The organism is Acidovorax cavernicola (assembly GCF_003581445.1).
On the sequence record NZ_QXMN01000006.1, the window covers coordinates 1 to 21,589 of the forward strand.

The 21,589-nt window shown below is 70.6% G+C and carries 18 protein-coding genes; 12 read left to right on the forward strand and 6 right to left on the reverse strand.

Features of this window, described 5'->3' with window-relative positions; all coding sequences use genetic code 11:
- On the forward strand, positions 1-1,882 hold a 1,882-nt coding region (gene mutL / locus D3H34_RS07655; protein ID WP_119552855.1), incomplete at its 5' end, for a DNA mismatch repair endonuclease MutL.
- Here the strand turns inward: mutL and D3H34_RS07660 are convergent.
- Positions 1,866-3,347 carry an MFS transporter gene (locus D3H34_RS07660; protein ID WP_286185515.1) on the reverse strand — a complete coding sequence of 494 codons (1,482 nt, stop codon included), beginning with the start codon at positions 3,345-3,347 and terminating at the stop codon, positions 1,866-1,868. The two genes, mutL and D3H34_RS07660, sit on opposite strands and share 17 nt — an antisense overlap.
- Positions 3,348-3,576: 229 nt before the next feature.
- Here D3H34_RS07660 and D3H34_RS07665 point away from each other — a divergent pair, with 229 nt between their 5' ends.
- Together D3H34_RS07665 and D3H34_RS07670 are read left to right on the forward strand one after the other, a co-directional pair.
- Positions 3,577-4,380: a helix-turn-helix transcriptional regulator gene (locus D3H34_RS07665; protein ID WP_119552857.1), complete on the forward strand. Its 804-nt coding sequence runs from the start codon at positions 3,577-3,579 to the stop codon at positions 4,378-4,380.
- 236 nt (positions 4,381-4,616) lie between these two features.
- Complete coding sequence (locus D3H34_RS07670) at positions 4,617-5,603, forward strand: alpha/beta hydrolase (RefSeq protein WP_205736688.1); 987 nt, start codon at positions 4,617-4,619, stop codon at positions 5,601-5,603.
- 33 nt (positions 5,604-5,636) lie between these two features.
- Here D3H34_RS07670 and D3H34_RS07675 read toward each other — a convergent pair whose 3' ends face one another.
- From D3H34_RS07675 to D3H34_RS07685, 3 genes are read right to left on the reverse strand one after another with little or no spacing between them, the layout of a single operon-like run.
- Complete coding sequence (locus D3H34_RS07675; protein ID WP_119552858.1) at positions 5,637-7,892, reverse strand: xanthine dehydrogenase family protein molybdopterin-binding subunit; 2,256 nt, start codon at positions 7,890-7,892, stop codon at positions 5,637-5,639.
- A 10-nt stretch (positions 7,893-7,902) separates the two neighbouring features.
- On the reverse strand, positions 7,903-8,376 hold the full coding sequence (locus D3H34_RS07680) for a (2Fe-2S)-binding protein (RefSeq protein ID WP_119552997.1): 474 nt from the start codon (positions 8,374-8,376) through the stop codon (positions 7,903-7,905).
- Between the two features lie 56 nt (positions 8,377-8,432).
- Complete coding sequence (locus D3H34_RS07685) at positions 8,433-8,792, reverse strand: c-type cytochrome (protein ID WP_119552859.1); 360 nt, start codon at positions 8,790-8,792, stop codon at positions 8,433-8,435.
- 204 nt (positions 8,793-8,996) lie between these two features.
- Here D3H34_RS07685 and D3H34_RS07690 point away from each other — a divergent pair, with 204 nt between their 5' ends.
- The 3 genes from D3H34_RS07690 (at position 8,997) to D3H34_RS07700 (ending at position 11,615) form a co-directional block, all read left to right on the forward strand.
- Positions 8,997-9,926 carry an AraC family transcriptional regulator gene (locus D3H34_RS07690; RefSeq protein ID WP_119552860.1) on the forward strand — a complete coding sequence of 310 codons (930 nt, stop codon included), beginning with the start codon at positions 8,997-8,999 and terminating at the stop codon, positions 9,924-9,926.
- Positions 9,927-9,987: 61 nt separating this feature from the next.
- Positions 9,988-10,968: a tRNA (adenosine(37)-N6)-dimethylallyltransferase MiaA gene (miaA, locus tag D3H34_RS07695; protein ID WP_119552861.1), complete on the forward strand. Its 981-nt coding sequence runs from the start codon at positions 9,988-9,990 to the stop codon at positions 10,966-10,968.
- Entirely contained in the window at positions 10,965-11,615 is a 651-nt protein-coding gene (locus tag D3H34_RS07700; protein ID WP_119552862.1) for an ABC transporter ATP-binding protein, read from the forward strand. The genes miaA and D3H34_RS07700 overlap by 4 nt, the downstream gene beginning before the upstream one ends.
- Before the next feature lie 6 nt (positions 11,616-11,621).
- Here the strand turns inward: D3H34_RS07700 and D3H34_RS07705 are convergent, their stop codons facing one another.
- Entirely contained in the window at positions 11,622-12,578 is a 957-nt protein-coding gene (locus tag D3H34_RS07705; RefSeq protein ID WP_119552863.1) for a threo-3-hydroxy-L-aspartate ammonia-lyase, read from the reverse strand.
- Positions 12,579-12,694: 116 nt separating this feature from the next.
- On the opposite strand from D3H34_RS07705, the gene D3H34_RS07710 reads away from it, so the two are divergent.
- From D3H34_RS07710 to D3H34_RS07730, 5 genes are all read left to right on the forward strand, one after another.
- Complete coding sequence (locus D3H34_RS07710; RefSeq protein ID WP_119552864.1) at positions 12,695-13,414, forward strand: GntR family transcriptional regulator; 720 nt, start codon at positions 12,695-12,697, stop codon at positions 13,412-13,414.
- Positions 13,411-14,286: a phytanoyl-CoA dioxygenase family protein gene (locus D3H34_RS07715; protein ID WP_119552865.1), complete on the forward strand. Its 876-nt coding sequence runs from the start codon at positions 13,411-13,413 to the stop codon at positions 14,284-14,286. Before D3H34_RS07710 ends, D3H34_RS07715 begins: the two co-directional genes overlap by 4 nt.
- 5 nt (positions 14,287-14,291) lie before the next feature.
- Positions 14,292-15,653, forward strand: coding sequence for an NAD(P)H-dependent oxidoreductase (locus tag D3H34_RS07720; RefSeq protein ID WP_119552866.1), 1,362 nt, complete (start codon positions 14,292-14,294; stop codon positions 15,651-15,653).
- A 168-nt stretch (positions 15,654-15,821) separates the two neighbouring features.
- Positions 15,822-16,196 (forward strand): YciI family protein, encoded by a 375-nt coding sequence (locus tag D3H34_RS07725; protein WP_119552867.1) that lies wholly within the window; start codon positions 15,822-15,824, stop codon positions 16,194-16,196.
- Positions 16,193-17,458, forward strand: coding sequence for an RNA polymerase sigma factor (locus D3H34_RS07730; protein WP_286185516.1), 1,266 nt, complete (start codon positions 16,193-16,195; stop codon positions 17,456-17,458). The genes D3H34_RS07725 and D3H34_RS07730 overlap by 4 nt, the downstream gene beginning before the upstream one ends.
- A 5-nt stretch (positions 17,459-17,463) precedes the next feature.
- On the opposite strand, the gene D3H34_RS07735 is transcribed toward D3H34_RS07730, so the two are convergent.
- Positions 17,464-18,903, reverse strand: coding sequence for a serine hydrolase domain-containing protein (locus D3H34_RS07735; protein WP_119552998.1), 1,440 nt, complete (start codon positions 18,901-18,903; stop codon positions 17,464-17,466).
- 73 nt (positions 18,904-18,976) lie between these two features.
- On the opposite strand from D3H34_RS07735, the gene D3H34_RS07740 reads away from it, so the two are divergent.
- On the forward strand, positions 18,977-21,571 hold the full coding sequence (locus D3H34_RS07740) for an FtsX-like permease family protein (protein WP_205736689.1): 2,595 nt from the start codon (positions 18,977-18,979) through the stop codon (positions 21,569-21,571).
- Positions 21,572-21,589 lie beyond the last annotated feature (18 nt).

Sequence of the window (21,589 nt, forward strand, 5' to 3'; positions counted from 1 at the left end):
CCCCCCCGCCGAACGCCGCCCGATCCGTGAACTCCCCGACGAGCTGATCAGCCAGATCGCCGCCGGAGAAATGGTCGAGCGCCCCGCCTCGGTGGTGCGCGAGTTGCTCGACAACGCGCTGGACGCCGGCGCGCGCCAGATCACCGTGCGCCTGGCCTCGGGCGGTGTGCGGTTGATCTCGGTGGAAGACGATGGTGCGGGCATTCCGCGCGAAGAGCTCACGGTGGCGCTGCGGCGCCACGCCACCAGCAAGATCGCGAGCCTGAGCGACCTGGAAACGGTCGGCACCATGGGTTTTCGCGGCGAGGCGCTCGCGGCCATCAACGCGATTGCCGAACTCAGCATCCTTTCGCGCTTCACCGGCGCCGACAGCGCCTTCGTGCTCGACGGCGGCACCGGCGAACTGCGGCCCGTGGCACGCTCCGTGGGCACCACGGTCGAGGTGCGCGAGCTGTTCTTTGCCACGCCCGCGCGGCGCAAGTTTCTGAAGACCGACGCCACCGAGCTGGCCCATTGCATCGAGGCCGTGCGCCGCCATGCGCTGGCGCGGCCCGAGGTGGGCTTTTCGGTCTGGCACGACGGCAAGCTGGTCGAGCAATGGCGCGCCGCCACCACCCCCGAGCAGCGGCTGGCCGACGCACTGAGCGACGACTTCGTGTCGCAGAGCGTGGCGGTGCTGCGCGAAGGCGGCCCGGTGCGCGTGATCGGCCGCGCCGGCATTCCCGACGCGGCGCGCTCGCGCAACGACCAGCAGTTCTTCTATGTCAACGGCCGCTTCGTGCGCGACAAGGTGCTGTCGCACGCCGTGCGCAGCGCCTACGAAGACGTGCTGCACGGCCAGCGCCAGCCGGTGTACGTGCTGTACCTCGAAATCGACCCTGCGCGTGTCGACGTGAACGTGCACCCGACCAAGATCGAAGTGCGCTTCCGTGACGGGCGCGAGGTGCACCAGGCGGTGCGCCACGCCATCGAGGACGCGCTGGCCGCGCCGCGCGCCGGCGATGCCGTCGCCTCGACAGACGCGCCGCAGCCCTTCTTCAAACAGACCCCGCTGCCACCGAGCGCCAGCTGGTCGCAGCCTGCGATCCCGTTCCAGGCGCGCGAGCGCGGCGCCGGCGACTTCGAGGCGATGTGGCCGCGACGCTCCGAGGAGCAAGGCCACGCGCCGGTCACGGCCTCGTCGCAGTGGCAGACCGAGGCTCCGGCGATGTCGTTCCGCGCGCCGGTCGGTTTGCCCGATGACGAAGCGCAGGCCCCGGCACTGGCACCGACGCCGGCCCCGGTCATGAACGAGGACGCCTGGCCGCTGGGCCGCGCGCTGGCGCAGCTGCAGGGCATCTACATCCTGGCCGAGAACAGCCAGGGCCTCGTGATCGTCGACATGCACGCGGCGCACGAGCGCATCGTCTACGAGCGCCTGAAGACCCAGCTCGACGGCGCGGCCATCACGAGCCAGCCGCTGCTGATCCCCGCCACCTTCGCGGCCACGCCTCAGGAAGTGGCCACGGCCGAGGCGTGTGCCGAGGTGCTGCCGACGCTGGGGCTGGAAATCACACCCTTCTCCGCACGCACGCTGGCGGTGCGCGCCGTGCCCGGCACGCTGGCCGACGGCGACCCGGTGGAGCTGGCGCGCAGCGTGCTCGCCGAGCTGGGCCAGCACGACGCGAGCACCGTGGTGCAGCGCGCGCAGAACGAGCTGCTGTCGACCATGGCCTGCCACGGCGCAGTGCGCGCCAACCGCAAGCTCACCATCGACGAGATGAACGCGCTGCTGCGCCAGATGGAGGCCACCGAGCGCTCCGACCAGTGCAACCACGGCCGGCCGACCTGGCGCCAGCTGTCGATCCGCGAGCTCGATTCGCTGTTCATGCGCGGGCGGTAGGCGCGTCGCCAGCGACCACACCGACATGCCGCAGCGTCACTGCGGCGAGCACCGCCAGGATTGCGATGCTGACGGCGCTCGTGGCTGCGGCCGCATTCAGTCCCGCGATGAAGGCGGCCTGCGCCTGTTCCAGCACGCCGGCAGGCAGTGCGTTCGCCACCGACGTGGCGCCAGCCAGGCTGTCCGATACCGCGCGTTGAAGGTCCTGCGTCATCGCGCCATCGAACTGGTCGGTCATCCGCAGGCGATACACCGCGGTCGTCAGGCTGCCCAGCGTGGCGATGCCCACGGCCAGGCCCAGCTCCTGCACCGTTTCTGACAAGGCGGAGGCCGACCCCGCCTTGTCGGGCGGTGCGGCGCCCACCACCAGGTCGGTGCCCAGCGCGGCGATGGTGCCCAGGCCGAGGTACACCAGCGAGAACGAGGCCGTGACCAATGCAATGCCATCCGGCGTGCGATCGAGCTGGCTCAGCATCAGGTAGCCCACCACCGACAGCCCCAGCGCGCCTGCCATCACATGGCCCGGCCGGATGCGCCGCGCCAGCAGCGGCGCCGTGACGCCGGCCACGAGCATGGCGAGCGCCGGCGGCCCCATCCACAGCCCTGCTGCGAGCGGTGACAACCCTGCCACCAGTTGCAGGTACTGGGTCACCAGCAGCATCGTGCCGCCGACACCGACCAGCCCGACCAGCAGCACCACCAGCGCGACACTGAAGGCCCGGCTGGCGAACAGGCCGAGGTCGATCAACGGATGGCTCAGCTGGCGCTGCCGCCGGATGAACAGCAGCGCGAAGACCAGCCCGCCGAAGAGCGCCCCCACGGCATCGATGCAGATCCCACCCTTGGCGATCTGCTTGACGCCGTAGACCACCGGCAGCAAGGCGAGCAGCGACAGCGCGACGCTGGGCAGGTCCAGCCGCCCCTGCTGCGGGGCGCGGTACTCCGGCAGGAGAAACGGCGCAGCCACCAGCAGGAGCCCGACGACCGGCAACGCCACCAGAAAGGCCACGCCCCAGCCGTGATGCGCGAGCAGCACACCACCCACCACAGGCCCGGCCGCCATGCCCAGCGCGAACATCGTCGCCCAGAGGCCGATGGCCAGCGCGCGCTGGTGAGGTTGCAGGAACATGTTGCTGATGAGCGCGAGCGTCGACGGCATCAGCGTCGCGCCCGCCACGCCGAGCACGGCACGCGCGGCGATCAGTTGGGTGGCGCTGGTCGAGCTGGCCGCCATGACGGACGCCACGCCGAACGCCGCTGCGCCGATCATGAGCAGCTTGCGCCGCCCGATGCGGTCGCCCAGCGTGCCCATCGTGACGAGAAAGCCGGCAATCATGAAACCGTAGGCATCGACGATCCACAGCGCCTGCGCGCTCGTGGGGCGCAGGTCGAGAGCCAGCGCGGGCAATGCCAGGTGCAGCAGCGTGAGATCGAGGCCGAGCAGCAGGGTCGGCAGCGCCAGCAACGCGAGCCCGGTCCATTCGCGGGCGCCTGCGCGTGGCGAGCGCCTTTCACGGTGCTCGGCTGGAAGGCCGCCGGAAAGGGAAAGTGAATCGCAAGGTGCTGTCAAAAAGGGCCTCCGGGAGCACGTTCAAGTGCGTGGTCGGGTTGCGGAAGCCCCATCTTCAGGACAAGATCATCACATTACAATTTAAGCGTTTATCCTATTACTGAAGGCAACAGCTTCCGCCACCGTGATCGAACGCAGCCTCAGCCGCACCAGAAACGAGCTGTCGGAGTTCCTGACCCGGCACCGCAGGAAGCTCACGCCCGCCGATGTCGGCCTGCCCTCGCAGGGACGGCGCCGCACACCGGGCCTGCGGCGCGAAGAAGTCGCGGTGATGGCCGGTGTCGGGCTCACCTGGTACACGTGGTTCGAACAGGGGCGCGACATCCAGGTGTCGCAGAAATTCCTGCTCGGCGTGGCCCATGCGCTGAAGCTGGACGACGCCGAGTGCAGCCACCTGTTCCTGCTCGCGCACAAGCGGCCACCGCCCCCGGAGGCCCATCAGCAGGTGTCGGTCACGCCCCGCATCCAGCAGCTGATGGACGAGCTGCCGACCCGCCCCGCCTACGTGTTCAACCTGCGTTGGGACGTCGTGGCGTGGAATGCCGCGGCCGATGCGCTCTTCGGCTTCAGCACGCGAGAACGTGAGGTGCGCAACCTGCTGCGCATGGTGTTCGCCGACCCCGAACTGCGGCGGCGCCTGCCCGCCTGGCGCGACGATGCGCCACGGCTGCTGGCGCAATTCCGTTACGACTTCGCCATTGCGCCGGACGATCCGACCATGCAGGGCCTGGTCACGGACCTGCAAGACCTCTCACCCGACTTCCGGCGCTGGTGGAACGCCCCCGACAGCGCGCAGGCGCAACGCGGCCTCGGATGCGTACAGACGACCGACACCGGGCCGTTGGTCTTTCACCACGAAACGCTGATCGTGGATGCGCACCGTCACCTGCGGATGGTGGTGTATTTCGAGCAATCGGAACCCGGATAGACAGTGCGGCCCGACACGGCCTGACATGGCGTGCGGGGGCAGTTACATGCCGTCAGCGCCATTTTTGAGGGTTTTCGAGGATTTTGAGGCGTCATCCATGGCGCGGGCACGCACGTTGCATGGACTCGTGCGAAGCGCCGGCGAGCGCCGCACAGGGGGATCTGGAACGTGGTGCCGACGCGTTTCAGAAAGCAAGCAGATGAACTTTCGGCCGACTTTCGCTGTCCCTCCACCCCATGATCAAACGCTGGCCCCTCCTCGCGTCCGTCTTTTCGCTCTGCGCCCTGCTGGCCGCCGGCTGTTCGACCCTCGACGAACGGCAACGCGAATGGATCTTCCAGCCCAGCGACCGCAGCTGGGGCAACACAGCCCTGATGACCGAAGGCATGCAGGACGTGTGGATCGACTTCCAGTCCTCCATCACCGGCGAACCAGCACGCCTGCACGGCCTGTGGCTCGGCGGCGCACCTGAAACCACCGACACGCCGGTGCTGCTGTACCTGCATGGTGCGCGCTACAACGTGGCCGGCTCGGCGCCGCGCATCCAGCGCATGCACGAGCTGGGCTTCTCGGTGCTGGCCATCGACTACCGCGGCTTCGGCAAGAGTTCCAAGGGCCTGCCCTCGGAAGAATCGGCCCGCGAAGACGCGCGCGCCGCCTGGACCTGGCTGGCCGCGCGCCATCCGCGCCAGCACCGTTACATCTTCGGCCATTCGCTCGGCGGCGCCATCGGCATCGACCTGGCGGCCACGGTGAAGGACGAAAGCGGCACCATCGTCGAAAGCACCTTCACGTCCATCGCCGACGTGGTCAGCAGCTTCAAGTGGGGCTGGCTGCCCTTCGGGCCCCTCATCACGCAGCGCTTCGAAGCGATTCGCACCGTCAAGGACATCGGCGCACCGCTGCTGGTGGTGCATGGCACGGCCGACAGCCTCATCAACCCGACGCTCGGTCGCAAGCTGTACGACGCGGCCACGGTGCCCAAGATGTTCGTCCTGGTGGAAGGCGGCTCGCACCACAACACCAATTCGGTGGGTGCGTCGCAGTACCGCGCGGCGCTGTCGCAGCTGTTCCGCATGAAGCCCGAGGCCAGCACCGTGGCGGACAACCGGCCGGAGCCGCGGCTGCGCTCGCCGTCGCCGCCTTCGCTGCCGTCCGCCGCACTGTCGCCGCAAGAGGTGCGGGGCGAGGCGCACAGCGCGCCCGCCCCCGCCGCCATCTAGGCTTTTTTCTTTCTCAGTCGCGCGCGCCGGCCGTCAGGCCAGATCGAACGGCAACCGGCGCAAGGGCTTGCCCGTCAGCTGCGCCACGGCGTTGGCGAACGCGGGTGCCAGCGGCGGCAGGCCGGGCTCGCCCATGCCCTTGGGTGCGTCGGCACTGGGCACGATGTGCACGTCGAACTCCGGCACCTGCGTGATGCGGGCCACGGTGAAGTCGCCGAAGTTGCCCTGCTGCACGACGCCGTCCTTCAACGTGATCGCGCTGCCTTGCAGGCAGGTCGACAGCCCCATCACCGCCGCGCCCTGCACCTGCGCTTCCACGCTGCGCGGATTCACCGCCAGGTTGCAGTGCACGCCCGAGGTCACGCGGTGCAGCACCGGCTGGCCATCCTTGACCGAGGCTTCCACCACATAGGCCACCACCGACTCGAAGGACTCGTGCACCGCCACGCCCCAGGCGCGGCCTTCGGCCAGTTTCTTCTTGCCGTAGCCGCTCTTGTCCACCGCCAGTTGCAGCGCGGCGCGATGGCGCGGGTGCTTGTCGCCAAAGAGCTGCATGCGGTAGGCCACCGGGTCCTGCTTGGTGCTGCGGGCGACCTCGTCGATCAGCGTTTCCATCACGAAGGCGGTGTGCGTGGAACCCACGCTGCGCCACCACAGCACCGGCACGTTGACCTGCGGGTGATGCACGGTGAGGCGCATCGGCACGGGGTACGGGTCGCGCATGCCTTCGACGGCGGTGGCGTCGATGCCGTCCTTCACCATCATTGCGGCGAACACCGAGCCCGCGGTGATGGACTGGCCCACGATGACGTGGTCCCACGCCAGGATCTTGCCGCGCTCGTCGAAACCGATGCGCGCGCGGTGCAGGTGCATGGGCCGGTAGTAGCCGCCCTTGATGTCGTCCTCGCGGCTCCAGAGCAGGCGCACCGGCGCGTCGAGGCCGGCCGTGCGCGCGGCCTTGGCGACCTCGCAGGCCTCGACCACGAAGTCGCTGCTCGGCGCGAAGCGCCGTCCGAAGCCGCCGCCCGCCATCTGCACGTTGACCTTGACCTGCGAGGGCGCCAGCTTCAGCGTGCGCGCCGCAGCCTGGCCGTCGCTGTCGGCGGACTGCGTACCGACCCACAACTCGGCGCGCCCTTCCGACAGCTTCACGGTGCAGTTTTCCGGCTCCATCGGCGCGTGCGCGAGGTACGGGAACACGAACTCGGCTTCGAGCTTGTGCGGCGCATTGGCCAGCGGCGCCATGTCGGCGTCGAACTTGCGGTTGCCGGGGCGGCCGGCCAGCTCGCGGTATTGCGCGAGCTGCTTGTCGCTGTCGACCTTCTCGACGGCAGCGGTGTCCCACTGCAGCTTCAGCGCGTCGCGGCCCAGCTTGGCCGGCCAGTAGCCGTCGGCCACCACGGCCACGCCTTCGGCGCCGCGGTCCAGCGGAATGCGCAGCACGGCCTTCACGCCCTTGACGGCGCGCGCGGCGCTGTCGTCCACCGACGCCAGGCGGGCACCGAACACCGGCGGATGCGCCACCACGGCCGTGAGCTGGCCGGGCTGTCGCACGTCGATGCCGAAGTCCTGCTTGCCGCTGCTCTTGGCGCGCGCGTCCAGTCGCGTCGTGGCGCGGCCGATGATGCGGAAGTCCTTGGGGTTCTTCAGCGTGACCTTCTCGGGCACCGGCTGCGCCATCGCCGCTTCGGCCAATTCGCCGTAGCCCAGCGTGCGGCCGCCCGGGCCGAGCACCTTGCCGGCCTGCGTGCGCAGCGTGGCGACGTCGACCTTCCAGCGCTGCGCAGCCGCTGACAGCAGCATGGCCCGGGCGCGTGCGCCGAGTTCGCGGTACTGCGTGAAGCTGTTCTTGATCGAGTTGGAGCCGCCGGTCAGGTGCATGCCGAAGAGCGGGTCGGCGTAAGCGGCATCGTTGGTGCCGTTGCGGCTGCGCACCAGGGCCCAGTCGGCGTCCAGCTCTTCCGCCAGGATCATCGGCAGGCCGGTCTGCACGCCCTGGCCGAACTCGAGGCGGTTGATGGTCACGGTGACCTCGCCGTTGGGCGCGATCTGCACGAAGGCAGAGGGCTGCTGCGTCGGCTTGAGGGCGCCATCCGCCTTGGCCGGGCCATCGGCTTGCGCCATGGCCAGGTGGGGAAAGGCGCCGAGCACGAGGCCGCCGGCGCCGGCCATCTTCAGGAAGCTGCGGCGCGGCAGCGTTGCGACCTCGCCGATCGCATCGACCGGCAGCTGGGTCATCAGGCGCTGCAGCGCGCGCGGTAGTTCGTCGTAGTTGATGTGGGGCAGCATGTCGGCTCCTTCAGGCAAGGGTCTTGGCCGCATCGGCCACGGCGGCGCGGATGCGGGCGTAGGTGCCGCAGCGGCAGATGTTGCCGGCCATGGCGGAGTCGATCTCGTCCGCGCTGGGCTGCTTGCCCTTGGGCAGCGACTGCAGGAACGCGGTCGCGCTCATGATCTGGCCGCTCTGGCAGTAGCCGCACTGCGCGACGTCGTGCTTGACCCACGCCGCATGCACGGCGGCGCCCACGCGGTCGCTGCCGCCGGTCACGGCTTCGATGGTGGTGATCTTCTTGCCCTCGGCCGCCGCGATGGGCGTGATGCACGAGCGGATGGCCTGGCCGTCCATGTGCACGGTGCAGGCGCCGCACAGCGCGGCGCCGCAGCCGAACTTGGTGCCGGTCATGCCCAGCGTGTCGCGCAGGGCCCAGAGGATGGGGGTGCCGGGATCGGCGTCGACCGTGTGGTCACGGCCGTTGACGTGGAGCGCGCTCATCTTGTTGTTCTCCGTGGGTGGTTTGAAATGATCGGGAGGCGTGTTCTGTGTGCCGTTCACTTGGCGCCGTCGAGCACCCATTGCGCCAGCGCCTGCAGGTCCGCATCGGGAACCTGGGCTTGCGCGGGCATCGGCATCGCGCCCCACTTGCCCGAGCTGCCGGCCTTGATGCTGGCGGCCAGCTGCGCGACCGTGCCCTTGCCGTCGCCGTATTTCGCGCCGATGTCCTTCCAGGACGGGCCCACCACCTTCGTGGCGGGCTGATGGCAGGCGACGCAGGCGTACTTCTGCGCCAGCGCGGTGCTGGCGCTCGCCTGCACGGGCCAGACGGCACTCACGCCGAGGGCCAGTGCGGCAACGAGCGAGGCACGGGTGCGGTCGATGCCGCGATGCGGGTTGCGTTCGTCGTGGGTCATTTCTTCTTTCATCGTGTGGACAGGGAGCGGTCCTCGCGCCGCGCGCGTCAGGACACCACGGCGGAAAGTGTCCGGCGAAGCGCTCGCCGCCACTTGCCCAATCCGCGCGCGTTCTTGCCTGAAACAACGAGACTGCGCCGGAAACGCCGTTCGCACAGAATGCCCCGGCTAGACTTTTTTCCGCAAGCAGCCGAAAGGATTCAGATGGAAGCGCCACCGCCGACGCAGCAAGACGATTCGGCCGTCCTCACGGCCTTGGCCACGGCAGTCGAACGCATTGCCGGAAACGACGGCGACCACGCCACCGCCATTCCCGAACTCTCGCTGCACCGTCGCAGCATCGCGACCGAGCCCATGCATTGCATCTACGGCTTCGGCCTGGGCATCACCGTGGGCGGACGCAAGCGCGCCGCGCTCGGCGAGGAGATCTTCGAATACGGCGCCGGGCAATCGCTGCTCATCACGGCCGATCTTCCCGTGGTGGCGCATGTCACGCACGCCAGTGCGGCCCAGCCCTTCCTGGGCCTGATGCTCAAGCTCGACCCGCGTGCCGTCGTGCAGGTGGCGACCGAGATGGCCCTGCCCCCGCCGACCCGGGAGCCCCACAACCATCGTGCCCTGTCGCTGGGCGCGCTCGACCCGACGCTGCTGGGCACCGTGACGCGGCTGGTCGAGCTGCTGGCCGAGCCCCCGCTCGTTCCCCAACTCGCGCCGCTGCTGCAGAAGGAGATCGTCGTGCGGCTGCTCGCCGGGCGCCACGGCCCGCAGCTGCAACGCCTCGTCACCGTGGGCTCGCCGAGCCAGCAGGTGGCGCAGAGCCTGGCATGGCTGCGCATGAACTTCACCAAGCCCGTGCTGGCGGACGAGCTGGCCGCGTCCGCGCACATGAGCCCGTCGACCTTCCGCCAGCACTTCCGTGCCGTGACCGGCATGAGCCCGATGCAGTACCTGAAGCAGCTGCGCCTGCAGGAAGCCCGGCAGCTGATGCTCAACCAGAACATCGATGCGGGTACGGCCGGCGTGCGCGTGGGCTACGAAAGCGCCTCGCAGTTCAGCCGAGAGTACGCGCGCCTGTTCGGTGCGCCGCCGCTGCGCGACATCCGGCGCATGCGCGAGGCGACCGCCGTCGCCTGAGCCCTGCGCCCCTGCATCCCCGCGCCGCCGGGCGGCATGCGCCATTTGCTACCCTCGACGCATGCCCCCCGCTTCCCCTGTGTCTCCGCGCTACATCGCCCTCGCCGGCCCCACCGCTTCCGGCAAGACCGCCGTGGCCCTGGCCGTGGCCCGGCTGCAGCCGGTCGAGATCGTCAGCGTCGATTCGGCGCTGGTCTACCGCGGCATGGACATCGGCACCGCCAAACCCACCGCCGCCGAGCAGGCCGCCGTGCCGCATCACCTCATCGACATCCTCGATGCGCGCGACAGCTACAGCGCCGCCGCCTTCGTGGCCGACGCCACGCGCCTGATCGACGACATCCGCGCGCGCGGCGCGCTGCCGCTGCTGGTGGGCGGCACCATGCTGTATTTCAAGGCACTGTTCGACGGCATCGACGCCATGCCCGCCGCCGATGCGGCCGTGCGCGCGCGGCTCGATGCCGAAGCCGCAGCGCTCGGCTGGCCCGCGATGCACGCGCGGCTCGCGCAGGTCGACCCCGTCACCGCCGCGCGGCTCGCGCCGCAGGACAGCCAACGCATCCAGCGCGCGCTCGAAGTGTGGGAAAGCAGCGGCCAGCCGCTGTCCAGCTTCCACGCGAGCGACACCAAGGCCGCCAAGGCGGTCGACGGCGGCGTGCTGGTCTCGCTCGAGCCCGACGACCGCGCGTGGCTGCACGGACGCATCGCCGAGCGCTTCGACGCCATGCTCGCGGGTGGTTTCCTCGACGAGGTGAAGGCGCTGCGCGCGCGCGGCGACCTCTCGCCCGACCTGCCCTCGATGCGCTGCGTGGGCTACCGCCAGGCCTGGGAGATGTTCGACGCCTGCGGCGACGCACCGCCCGATGCCAAGGCCCTGGGCGAGTTGCGCGAGCGCGGCATCGCCGCCACGCGCCAGCTCGCCAAGCGCCAGATCACCTGGCTGCGCAGCATGCCGCAGCGCACCGTGATCGCCTGCGACGCCCCCGGCGCGGTGGACACCGCCGTGCAACACATCGTCCGCCTCGCGGTGCCCGCCGCATGACCCTGCACCTGTCCAACCTCGGCAAGCACTACGGCGACGCGCCGGTCTTCGAACAGGTGAGCCTGCAGGTCGCGCCCGGCGAGTTCGTCGCCATCGTGGGCGAATCGGGCGTGGGCAAGTCGACCCTGCTCAACTGCATGGCCGGCCTCGACAGCTGGGACGAAGGCAGCGTGACGCACGACGGCACCGACATCGGCGCGCTCGACGGCGAAGCCCGCGCTTTGTGGCGCCGCCAGCACGTGGGCTTCGTGTTCCAGGCCTTCCACGTGCTGCCGCACCTCGACGTGGCGCAGAACGTGTCGCTGCCGCTGATGCTGCTGGGCCGCCCGCGCGAAGACGCGCGCGTGGCCCACATGCTCGAGGCCGTCGGCCTGCCCGGCATGGGCGCGCGGCTGCCGCAGACGCTCTCGGGCGGTCAGCTGCAACGCGTGGCCATCGCACGCGCGCTGGTGCACCGGCCCGCGCTGCTGCTGGCCGACGAGCCCACCGGCAACCTCGACCCGTCCACCGCCGCGAAGGTGATGGACCTGCTGATCGGCCAGACGCGCGAGCACGGCGCCTCGCTGGTGCTGGTCACGCACTCCGAGAGCGCGGCGGCGCGTGCGGACCGGCTGCTGCACCTCACGGCCAGCGGCATCCGGGCCTGAAGAGAGTCAGCTGATCAGCGAGGCGTAGCGCGACAGGTCGACGTTGCCGCCACTGATCACGATGCCCACGCGCTGGCCTTCGATGGCTTTCGCGGCGGCGATGGCGCCCGCGAACGCGAGGCAGCCTGTCGGCTCCACCACCATCTTCATGCGCTCGGCGAAGAAGCGCATCGCCTCGACGAGCTGCTCGTCGGTGACGGTGAAGATGTCGTCGACGTCGCGCCGGATGATGCCGAAGGTGTACTCGCCCAGGTGCTGCGTCTGCGCGCCGTCGGCGATGGTCTTGGGCGTCTCGATGTGCACGATCTTCCCGGCGCGCAGCGACTGCTGGCCGTCGTTGCCGGCCTCGGGCTCGACGCCGTAGACCTTGCAATCGGGCGACAGCGCGCGCGCCGACAGCGCCGAACCCGACAGCAACCCGCCGCCGCCGAGGCACACGAACAGATGGTCGAGCGGACCGGTCTCCTCGATGAGTTCCTTCACTGCCGTGCCCTGCCCCGTCAGCACGTCGGGGTGGTCGTAGGGCGGGATCATGGTCATGCCGCGCTCCTGCGCGAGCCGCTTCGTCAGCGCCTCGCGGTCTTCGGTGAAGCGGTCGTACATCACCACCTCGGCGCCGTAGCCCTGGGTGGCCGCGACCTTGGCGGCGGGCGCGTCCTTGGGCATGACGATCACGGCCGGCATCGACAGGAGCCGCGCCGACAGCGCGATGGCCTGCGCATGGTTGCCCGACGAGAAGGCGATGACGCCGCCCTTGCGCTGCGCGGCGTCGAACTTCGACAGCGCGTTGAACGCACCGCGAAACTTGAACGCGCCCATGCGCTGGAAGTTCTCGCACTTGAAGAAGAACTGCGCGCCCCAGCGTTCATTGGCGGTGCTCGATTGCAGCACCGGCGTGCGGTGGGCATGGCCTTCGAGCCGCGCGGCCGCGGCGATGACGTCGTCGTAGGTAGGGAGTTGCATCGCGCAAGCTTAGCGGCGCCCGGCGTTTTCCTGCAGCCCCGATGGGTAAAAACCCGGGGATGCGGATCGCGACTGAAGTCCGTACTCTGTATACAGAGTTCAGAAAAAGGCCCGCCATGCCCGCCCAGTTGCTCAGCATCGAAGTCGCCCCCGACCTCGTCGATCAGGTCTATCGCGCCCTGCTCGGCGCCATCAGCAGCGGCGCGCTCGCGCCGGGCGAGCGGCTCACGCAGGAAGACATCGCGGCCCGGCTCGCGGTGTCGCGCCAGCCGGTGCTGCAGGCGCTGCGGCTGCTCAAGAAGGACGGTTTCGTGCAGGACGCGCCCGGGCGTGGCGTGCTGGTGGCGCCGCTGGAGGCCGAGGCCATGCGCAAGGTCTACCAGGTGCGCGGCGCGCTCGACGTGCTGGCCGCGCGGCTGGCGGCGCAGCAGCGTTTTCGCATCGACGCGAAGCTCATCGAACGCGGCCGGCGCGCGGCGCGCGGGCGCAACGTCGAAGCCATGATCGACGCCGACGTGGCCTTTCACCAGGCCATCTACGCCGCCTCGGGCAACCCGCTGATCGGCCAGAGCGCCGACCCGCACTGGCGTCACCTGCGCCGCGCGATGGGCGCAGTGCTGCAGGCCGAGCCGCAGCGCGAGACGCTGTGGGACGAGCACGAAGCCATTGCCGACGCGATTGCCGCCGGCGATGTCGAACGCGCCGCGCGCCTGAGCGACGAGCACGTCTCCCGCGCCAGCGACGCACTCGCCGAACGGCTCACGCAGCAGCTGGCACGCACGGCCGCCGCGTCATCCCCATCTGGAACCCCCACGAAAAAAGGAGACAAGGCATGAAGCTGACCCCCGAGCAACGCGCGCAGTTCGAGCGCGACGGCTACCTGTTCTTTCCCGGCCACTTCTCCCCCGAGGAGACGAAAGTGCTGACCGATGCGGTGCCCGACCTGTACAGCAAGCGCGCGGCCTTCAACGTGCGCGAGAAAGGCTCCGACGCCGTGCGCACGAACTTCGCCGCGCACCTCATCAGCGAACCCTTCGCGCGGCTGGCGCGGCACCCGCGCATGGTCGAGCCGGTGATGGACCTGTTCGACGAAGCGGTCTACATGCACCAGTTCAAGATCAACGGCAAGATGGCCTTCGAAGGCGACGTGTGGCAATGGCACCAGGACTACGGCACCTGGCTCAACGACGACCTGATGCCCACCGAGCGCGCGATGAACGTGGCCATCTTCCTGGACGAGGTGACCGAGCACAACGGCCCGCTGATGTTCATTCCGGGCAGCCATCGCAAGGGCGTGGTCGATGCCAAGCATGACCTCACGACCACCAGCTACCCGCTGTGGACCGTCGACAACGACCTGATCCGCCAGCTGGTCGACCGCGCCGGCGGCAAGCAGGGCGGCATCGTCTCGCCCAAGGGGCCGGCCGGTTCGATGATCCTGTTCCACAGCTGCCTCGTGCATGCGTCGGGCAGCAACCTCTCGCCCTTCAATCGCGTGGCGGTGTACCTGAGCCTGTGCGCGGTCAGCAACCACATCCGCCGCCACAAGCGGCCGGAGTACATCGCGCACCGCGACTTCACGCCCATCGAGATGCTGCCCGACGACTGCCTGCGCCAGCCCTACCCGGTCGAGGTGCCGTGGAAAGACGGCCTGCCCGAAAGCGCATTGCGCACCTCGACCGACCTCATCGAATCCGTGGAAGCCTGAACACCATGAGCCTGCACACCCGCCTGCAACAACGCGCCGCCGAAGGCCGCCCCATCCGCATCGGCCTGATCGGCGCCGGCAAGTTCGGCGCCATGTACCTGGCGCAGATCCCGCGCACGCCCGGCGTGCAGCTGGTCGCCATCGCCGATCTTTCGCCCGCCGCCGCGCGCGTCAACCTGGAGCGCGTGGGCTGGCAGGCCGAGCGCAGCAACGCGGCCTCGGTGCAGGAAGCGCTGAAGACCGGCGCGACCTGGATCACCGACGACTGGCAGGCCGTGACGCGCGAGCCGTCCATCGACATCGTGGTCGAGTGCACCGGCAACCCGATCGCCGCGGTCGACCACTGCCTGGACGCGTTTGCGCACGGCAAGCACGTGGTCAACGTGACGGTCGAGGCCGACGCCTTCTGCGGCCCTCTGCTCGCGCACAAGGCGCAGCAGGCTGGCGTGGTGTATTCGCTGGCCTTCGGCGACCAGCCCGCGCTGATCTGCGACCTGGTCGACTGGGCGCGCACCTGCGGCTTCCCGGTGGTGGCGGCCGGGCGCGGCCACAAGTGGCTGCCGCACTTCACCGAATCGACGCCCGAAACCGTGTGGGGCAACTACGGCCTCACGCCCGAGCAGGCGAAGCGCGGCGGGCTCAACCCGAAGATGTTCAACAGCTTCCTCGACGGCTCCAAGCCATCGATCGAAAGCTCGGCCGTGGCCAATGCCACCGGCCTGGGCGTGCCTTCTGACGGCCTGCTCTATCCACCCGCGAGCGTCGAGGACATTCCCTTCGTCACTCGTCCGCGCAGCGAAGGCGGCGTGCTGGAGCGCAAGGGCATGGTCGAGGTAATCTCGTCGCTCGAAGCCGACGGCCGCAAGATTCCGTACGACATCCGCATGGGCGTGTGGGTCACGGTCGAGGCCGAGACCGACTACATCAAGAACTGCTTCGAGGAATACAACGCCCACACCGACCCGAGCGGGCGCTACTTCACGCTCTACAAACGCTGGCACCTGATCGGGCTCGAAGTGGGCCTGTCGGTCGCCAGCGTGGCGCTGCGCGGCGAGCCCACCGGCGTGGCCAGCGGCTGGAACGCCGACGTGGTCGCCACCGCCAAGCGCGACCTCGCGGCGGGCGAGATGCTCGACGGCGAAGGCGGCTACACCGTCTGGGGCAAGCTGCTGCCCGCCGAGCGCTCGCTGCGCCTGGGCGGCCTGCCGCTCGGGCTGGCGCACAACGTCAAGCTGGTGCGCCCGGTGAAGAAGGGCCAGAGCCTGAGCTGGGCCGACGTGGCGATGGACACCACCACCGCCGCCTACCGGCTGCGACAGGAAATGGAAGCGCTGTTCACGCCCGCGGTGCGCGCACGGGCTGCCTGAGCGCCACCTGAACAGGCCCCGTCAACACGGGGCCTCCCGTTGCGCCAGAGCGCGAACGGATGAAGAATCTTCTGCTCGGCACCCGTCCGGTGTCGAAATGACCGGCTGCGGGCCGTCATTGTGGTGAGCGATCTTGCTCGGCAAGTTTTCCCTTCACGGAGAAACACCATGCAGTACATGTTGATGTTCTACCAACCCGCCGCCGAATTCGAACAACGTGACGATCCTTCGTCGCAGGCCTACCGTGCGAGCTGGGTCGCCTATGCCGACGCGGTGCGCCAGTCGGGCGTCGCGCTCGGCGGCCACGGCCTGCTGCCGCCGATGACCGGCACCACGCTGCGCGTGCGCGGCGACAAGCGCCAGGTGCAGGACGGCCCCTTCGCCGACACCAAGGAACAGCTCGGCGGCTACTTCGTGGTCGACGTGCCCGACCTCGACGCCGCCCTCGAATGGGCCGCGCGCGCGCCCTGCGCCGTCAGCGGCGGCGTCGAAGTGCGCCCCGTCTTCACGGCCACCGCGGCAACGCAGACGAGCCAGACGTGACCACTCCGGCGGCACGTCACGCCGCCGGACGCGCGGCCCACGATTCCGCCGAGCGCGCGGCACGCGAGTCCTACGGGCGGCTGCTGGCCATCCTGTCCGCGCGCACGCACGACATCGCGGCGTCCGAAGACGCGCTGGCCGACGCCTTCGCCCGCGCGCTCGAGCGCTGGCCCGCCGACGGCGTGCCGGTGCAGCCCGACGCCTGGCTGCTGAGCGTCGCGCGGCACCGCAAGCTCGACGCCTGGCGCCACAGCCGCGTGCAGGACGACGCCACACAGACGCTGCTGCTGCTCGCCGGCGAGATGGACGAAGCCGACCACGACACCGAGGGCGCCGCCACCGTGCCCGACGAGCGGCTGCGCCTGCTCTTCGTCTGTGCGCACCCCGCCATCGACGCCGCCGCGCGCGCGCCGCTCATGCTGCAGACCGTGCTCGGCCTCGACGCGGCGCGCATGGCCGGCGCCTTCCTCACCTCGCCGTCCGCGCTGAGCCAGCGGCTGGTGCGCGCCAAGGCCCGCATCCGCGCGGCCGGCATCCCGTTCGAATACCCGCAGCCGCGCGACCTGCCGCACCGGCTGCGCGACGTGCTCGACGGCATCTACGCCGCCTACGGCACCGGCTGGGACGACGTCGACGGCGCCGACGCCCTGCCCCGCGGCCTGACGACCGAAGCCATCGACCTCGGCCGCATCCTGTGCCACCTGATGCCCGCCGAACCCGAACCGCTGGGCCTGCTCGCGCTGATGCTGTTCTGCGAAGCACGCACCGCCGCACGCCGCACCGAGGCCGGCGCCTACGTGCCGCTCGACCAGCAGGAGATCACCCGCTGGGACCACGCGCTGCTGGCCGAGGCCGAGCACCATCTGCGCACCGCCTCCGCCTTGCAGTCGCTCGGCCCCTACCAGCTCGAAGCCGCGATCCAGTCGGCCCACTGCGAACGCCGCGCGGGCGCGCCGGTGCCGCCCGAGGTGCTGGTGTCGCTGTACGAAGGCCTGCTCGCGCTGCGTCCGAGCATCGGCGCGCAGGTCAGTCTGGCGTGTGCGCTGGCGAATGCGCGCGGACCCGAAACCGGCTTGCGCGCGCTGGATGCGATCCCGTCAGACGAAGTGGCAAGCTATCAGCCGTTCTGGGCCGCGCGGGCGCACCTGCTGGCCGCCGGCGGCGCACGGGTGGCGGCGCGGCAAGCCTATGACCGGGCGATCGGGTTGAGCAGCAATGGGGCGGTGCGGGCGTATCTGCACGCGATGTCGGAGCGGGCCTGAGGCGTTCAATCTTGCGGCGCAGTGGCCGCAGCCCCGACTCGCCGCCCTTCGAGCCGGCTGCCACCCTGCGTGAGCGTCACCCCATTCACCTCGCCCGCATCCCCACGCCTGAACACGAACTGCGCGCCGATGGCCGTCACGGCAAAGCGGTCCGTCCCCGTCGGCGTGAGCAGGTTGTAGGCCTTGCCCGATTCGCGCGCCAGGAGGCGCCCTTCGCGCACGGTGAAGCCCAGCACCTGCGACTTGCCGACGCGGAACTCGCCCGCGTAGTCAGCCAGCCGCTTCGGATCGATCGGCACTTCCGCGGTCGGCACCGGGTAGCGGCTCTTGCCGATGGCGAGCATCACGGGTTGCAGCGGTGCGCGCTGGTTGCTGGCGAGCACGATGAGTGCCTCGCCGGTGTCGGGCGCCAGCAGCCAGAGCGTGCGGTAGCCCTCGGTGACGCCCGCGTGGTAGTAGGTGCGCCGGCCGGTCTCGGGGCCGCGCACCATCACGGCATAGCCGATCTCCGCGCCTTCGTAGCGCGCGAGCGGCGTGAGCAGGCGCGCGGCGGCCGGGCCGAGCGGGCCGCGGGCCCCTTCCAGGATCGCGCGACTGAAGGCCAGCATGTCGGCGGCGGTCGAGCGCAACGCGCTGGCCGGCGCGTAGGCCAGCATGTCGAAGCGGCGCTGGCGCTGGTCGCCCGCGAAGGCCGGGGCCATGCGCGAGGCCTTGTCGCCGAGCGGGATCACGGTGTCGTTCATGCCCAGCGGCTCGGTGATGCGCGCACGCACCAGCTCGCCCCACGAAGTGCCATAGTGCAGCGCCAGCAACTGCCCGAGCAGCGCCATGCCGAAGTTGCTGTAGCGCGCCTCGCACGGCGCCGCCAGGCCCGTGAGGCGGATGCGCGCGAGCGCGGCCCAGAACATCGGCAGGTCGAAGCTGCGGAACTGCTCGGCCAGCGCGGCGCCGCCGGTCACGCCGTCGGCCATCACAGGCAGGCAGCCGGTGTGCGTGACGAGCTGCCGCAGCGTGATCGCGGCCACGGCGGGCGGCACGCCCTCGGCATGGCCGGCCAGCAGCTTGCCGACGCTGTCGTCGAGCGCGACGTCGCCGCGCTCCACGGCCTGCGCCAGCAGCAGGCCGGTGAAGACCTTGGTGACGGAGCCGATCTCGAACATCGGCTGCTCCGCGCTGGCCGACGCGATGGTGCGCGGCGCCAGCGGCTCGGGGTTGTGGGCGATGCCGTAGGCGGCCTTGTCGGCGCGCAGCACGCCGACCACCAGGGTGCCGCGCTCGGCGCCGAGGGCGGTGCGGGCCAGCACGGCCGGGTCGCTCGCCAGCGAGAGTGGCGCGGGCAGCGCGGACGGTGGTGCGAGTTGCGCACTCGCCGCGCCCGCCAGCCATGGCGCGAGAAGCCAGGGTGCCAGCCAGCGGCGGCACCAGGCGGGAGGCAGAAGCCGCATCGTCGGAATCCTCGGGCGTGAAGTCGTCATCGTCGAACAGCCGCCATCCTGCCACGGCGGCCACAATGACCCCATGCGCGCATTGCTTTCGACTTTCTCCTGGCAGGAACTGCGGCACCACCCCTGGCGCAACGCGGCGGCCGTGCTGGCCGTGATGCTGGGCGTGGCGCTGGCGTTTTCGGTACAGCTCATCAACGCCTCGGCACTCGACGAGTTCTCCAGCGCGGTGCGCTCGGTGAACGGCCAGCCCGACCTCGAAGTGCGCGCCGCGCAGGGCAGCTTCGACGAAGCCGTGTTCGGCCGCCTCGCGCGCCGGCCCGAGGTGGCGCTCGCGAGCCCGGTGCTCGAGTTCCAGGGCCTCGCGCTGGGTGCCGATGGACGTCAAGTGCCTCTGCGCGTGATCGGCGTCGATGCGCTCGCGCTGCCCACCATCGCGCCCGCGCTGATGCCACAGGCCGCGGCCGGTGCCGACCGCTTCGCGCTGTTCGCACCCGGCCATGTGTTCCTCAACGCGGCAGCGCGCCAGGCGCTGCAACTGCCGCTGCAGCCCGCGCCCGACGAAAGCCTGCAAGTGCGCAGCGGCGCCGCGTGGCAGCGCCTGGCGGTGTCGGGCCACGTGACGGCCGGCGGCGCGGCCTTGGCGGTGATGGACATCGCGGCGGCGCAGGAGCTGTTCGGCCAGATCGGCCACCTGAGCCGCATCGACCTGCGACTGGCACCGGGCACCGACCGCGCGGCCTTCGTGGCCGCGCTCGAAGGCTCGACCGGCTGGCCGGCGGGGCTGAAGTTCGCCGAGCCCGGCGACGCGGCCGAGCGCGTGAGCAACCTGTCGCGCGCCTACCGCGTCAACCTGACGGTGCTGGCGCTGGTGGCGCTGTTCACGGGCGCGTTCCTGGTGTTCTCGGTGCTCGCGCTCAGCGTGGCCAAGCGCGCGCAGCAGTTCGCGCTGCTCGGCGTGCTGGGCCTCACGCCGCGCCAGCGGCTGCGACTGGTGCTGGCCGAATCGCTCGTGCTGGGGCTGATCGGCAGCGCGGCCGGCCTGGCGCTCGGCACCGCGCTCGCGGCCTTCGCGCTGCGCGTGCTCGGCGGTGACCTCGGCGGCGGCTACTTCGAAGGCGTGACGCCGCGCCTGCATTGGAGCGGCGCCGCCGCGCTGCTGTACGGCGGGCTTGGCGTGGCGGCCGCGCTGGTGGGCGGCTGGTGGCCCGCGCGCGCAGCGCAGGCGCTGCCCGAGGCGCAGACGCTCAAGGGCCTGGGCGCGGCGCCCGCGCAGGGCCGCCACCACTGGCTCGCGCTCGGGCTCATCGCGGCAGGGGCGGCGCTGGCCAACCTGCCGGCCGTCGGCGGCATTCCTGTGGCGGCGTACCTGTCGGTGGCCTGCCTGCTGGTGGGCGGCATCACCGCCCTGCCCTGGCTCATCGCGCTGCTGTACGACCGCGTGGCGCCCGTGTTCTCGCGGCGCGTGCTGCCGATGCTCGCCATCGAACGCGCACGCCGCATGCGCGGCACGGCGGCCGTGGCGGTGAGCGGTGTGGTGGCGAGCCTGAGCCTCGCGGTGGCGCTCACGGTGATGGTCGCGAGCTTTCGCGAATCGGTCACGCACTGGCTCGACGTGGTGCTGCCGGCCGATCTGTACGTGCGCGCCACCTCGGGCGGACGCGGCAGCAGCAACAGCGGCGGCACGAGCAGCACCGACACCGCGACCTTCGCGCCGGCCTTCGTGCAGGCACTCGCGCAACTGCCCGGCGTGGCGCGCACCGGCACGCTGCGCACGCAGTCGCTGCAGCTCGATCCGGCGCAGCCCGCCGTGACGCTGATCGCGCGCAGCCTCGAAGGCGGCGTGGTGCGCGGGTTGCCGCTGGTGGGCGAAGCACTGTCGGTGCCGCCTGGGCAGACCGGCATCTACGTGAGCGAGCCGATGGTCGAGCTGTACGGCGCCAGGCCGGGCACGGCCTTCAAGCCGCTGGCGGATGCGATGCGCACGGCCACGCCGCAGACCTTCTTCGTGGCCGGCGTGTGGCGCGACTACGCGCGGCAGTTCGGCGCCATCGCGATGGATGCGCGCGACTTCGAGCGCATCACCGGCGAGCACGACGTGAGCGACGTGGCGCTGTGGCTCGCACCCGGCGCGTCCGAGGGCGAGGTGCAAGCGGCGGTGCGCGAACTCGCATCGCGGGCCGCACGCGACGGCGGTGCCGGCGCGGTCGAACTCGCCTCGGTCGGCCAGATCCGCGCGACCTCGCTGCGCATCTTCGATCGCAGCTTCGCCGTCACCTACTGGCTGCAGGCCGTGGCCATCGCCATCGGCCTGTTCGGCATTGCGGCCAGCTTCAGCGCGCAGGTGCTGGCGCGGCGCAAGGAGTTCGGGCTGCTCGCGCACCTGGGCTTCACGCGGCGCCAGGTGCTGGCCGTGGTGGCCGGCGAAGGCGCGGCCTGGACCGCCATCGGTGCGGTGGCCGGGCTGCTGCTCGGGCTGGCCGTGTCGGTGGTGCTGGTGAAGGTGGTGAACCCGCAGAGCTTCCACTGGAGCATGGACCTGCTGGTGCCGTGGGTGCGGCTGCTGGCGCTGTGCGCCGCGGTGGTGGCGGCAGGCACATTCACGGCGTGGATGGCCGGGCGCGCGGCGGCGGGGCGCGATGTGGTGCTGGCCGTGAAGGAAGACTGGTAGGGAACGGCAAGAACCCCA

Coding starts and splice junctions, on each gene's coding strand:
- D3H34_RS07670 (WP_205736688.1), top strand. CDS start 4,617: ATGATCAAACGCTGGCCCCTCCTCGCGTCCGTCTTTTCGCTCTGCGCC.
- D3H34_RS07675 (WP_119552858.1), bottom strand. CDS start 7,892: ATGCTGCCCCACATCAACTACGACGAACTACCGCGCGCGCTGCAGCGC.
- D3H34_RS07680 (WP_119552997.1), bottom strand. CDS start 8,376: ATGAGCGCGCTCCACGTCAACGGCCGTGACCACACGGTCGACGCCGAT.
- D3H34_RS07685 (WP_119552859.1), bottom strand. CDS start 8,792: ATGACCCACGACGAACGCAACCCGCATCGCGGCATCGACCGCACCCGT.
- D3H34_RS07690 (WP_119552860.1), top strand. CDS start 8,997: ATGGAAGCGCCACCGCCGACGCAGCAAGACGATTCGGCCGTCCTCACG.
- miaA (WP_119552861.1), top strand. CDS start 9,988: ATGCCCCCCGCTTCCCCTGTGTCTCCGCGCTACATCGCCCTCGCCGGC.
- D3H34_RS07700 (WP_119552862.1), top strand. CDS start 10,965: ATGACCCTGCACCTGTCCAACCTCGGCAAGCACTACGGCGACGCGCCG.
- D3H34_RS07705 (WP_119552863.1), bottom strand. CDS start 12,578: ATGCAACTCCCTACCTACGACGACGTCATCGCCGCGGCCGCGCGGCTC.
- D3H34_RS07710 (WP_119552864.1), top strand. CDS start 12,695: ATGCCCGCCCAGTTGCTCAGCATCGAAGTCGCCCCCGACCTCGTCGAT.
- D3H34_RS07715 (WP_119552865.1), top strand. CDS start 13,411: ATGAAGCTGACCCCCGAGCAACGCGCGCAGTTCGAGCGCGACGGCTAC.
- D3H34_RS07720 (WP_119552866.1), top strand. CDS start 14,292: ATGAGCCTGCACACCCGCCTGCAACAACGCGCCGCCGAAGGCCGCCCC.
- D3H34_RS07725 (WP_119552867.1), top strand. CDS start 15,822: ATGCAGTACATGTTGATGTTCTACCAACCCGCCGCCGAATTCGAACAA.
- D3H34_RS07735 (WP_119552998.1), bottom strand. CDS start 18,903: ATGCGGCTTCTGCCTCCCGCCTGGTGCCGCCGCTGGCTGGCACCCTGG.
- D3H34_RS07740 (WP_205736689.1), top strand. CDS start 18,977: ATGCGCGCATTGCTTTCGACTTTCTCCTGGCAGGAACTGCGGCACCAC.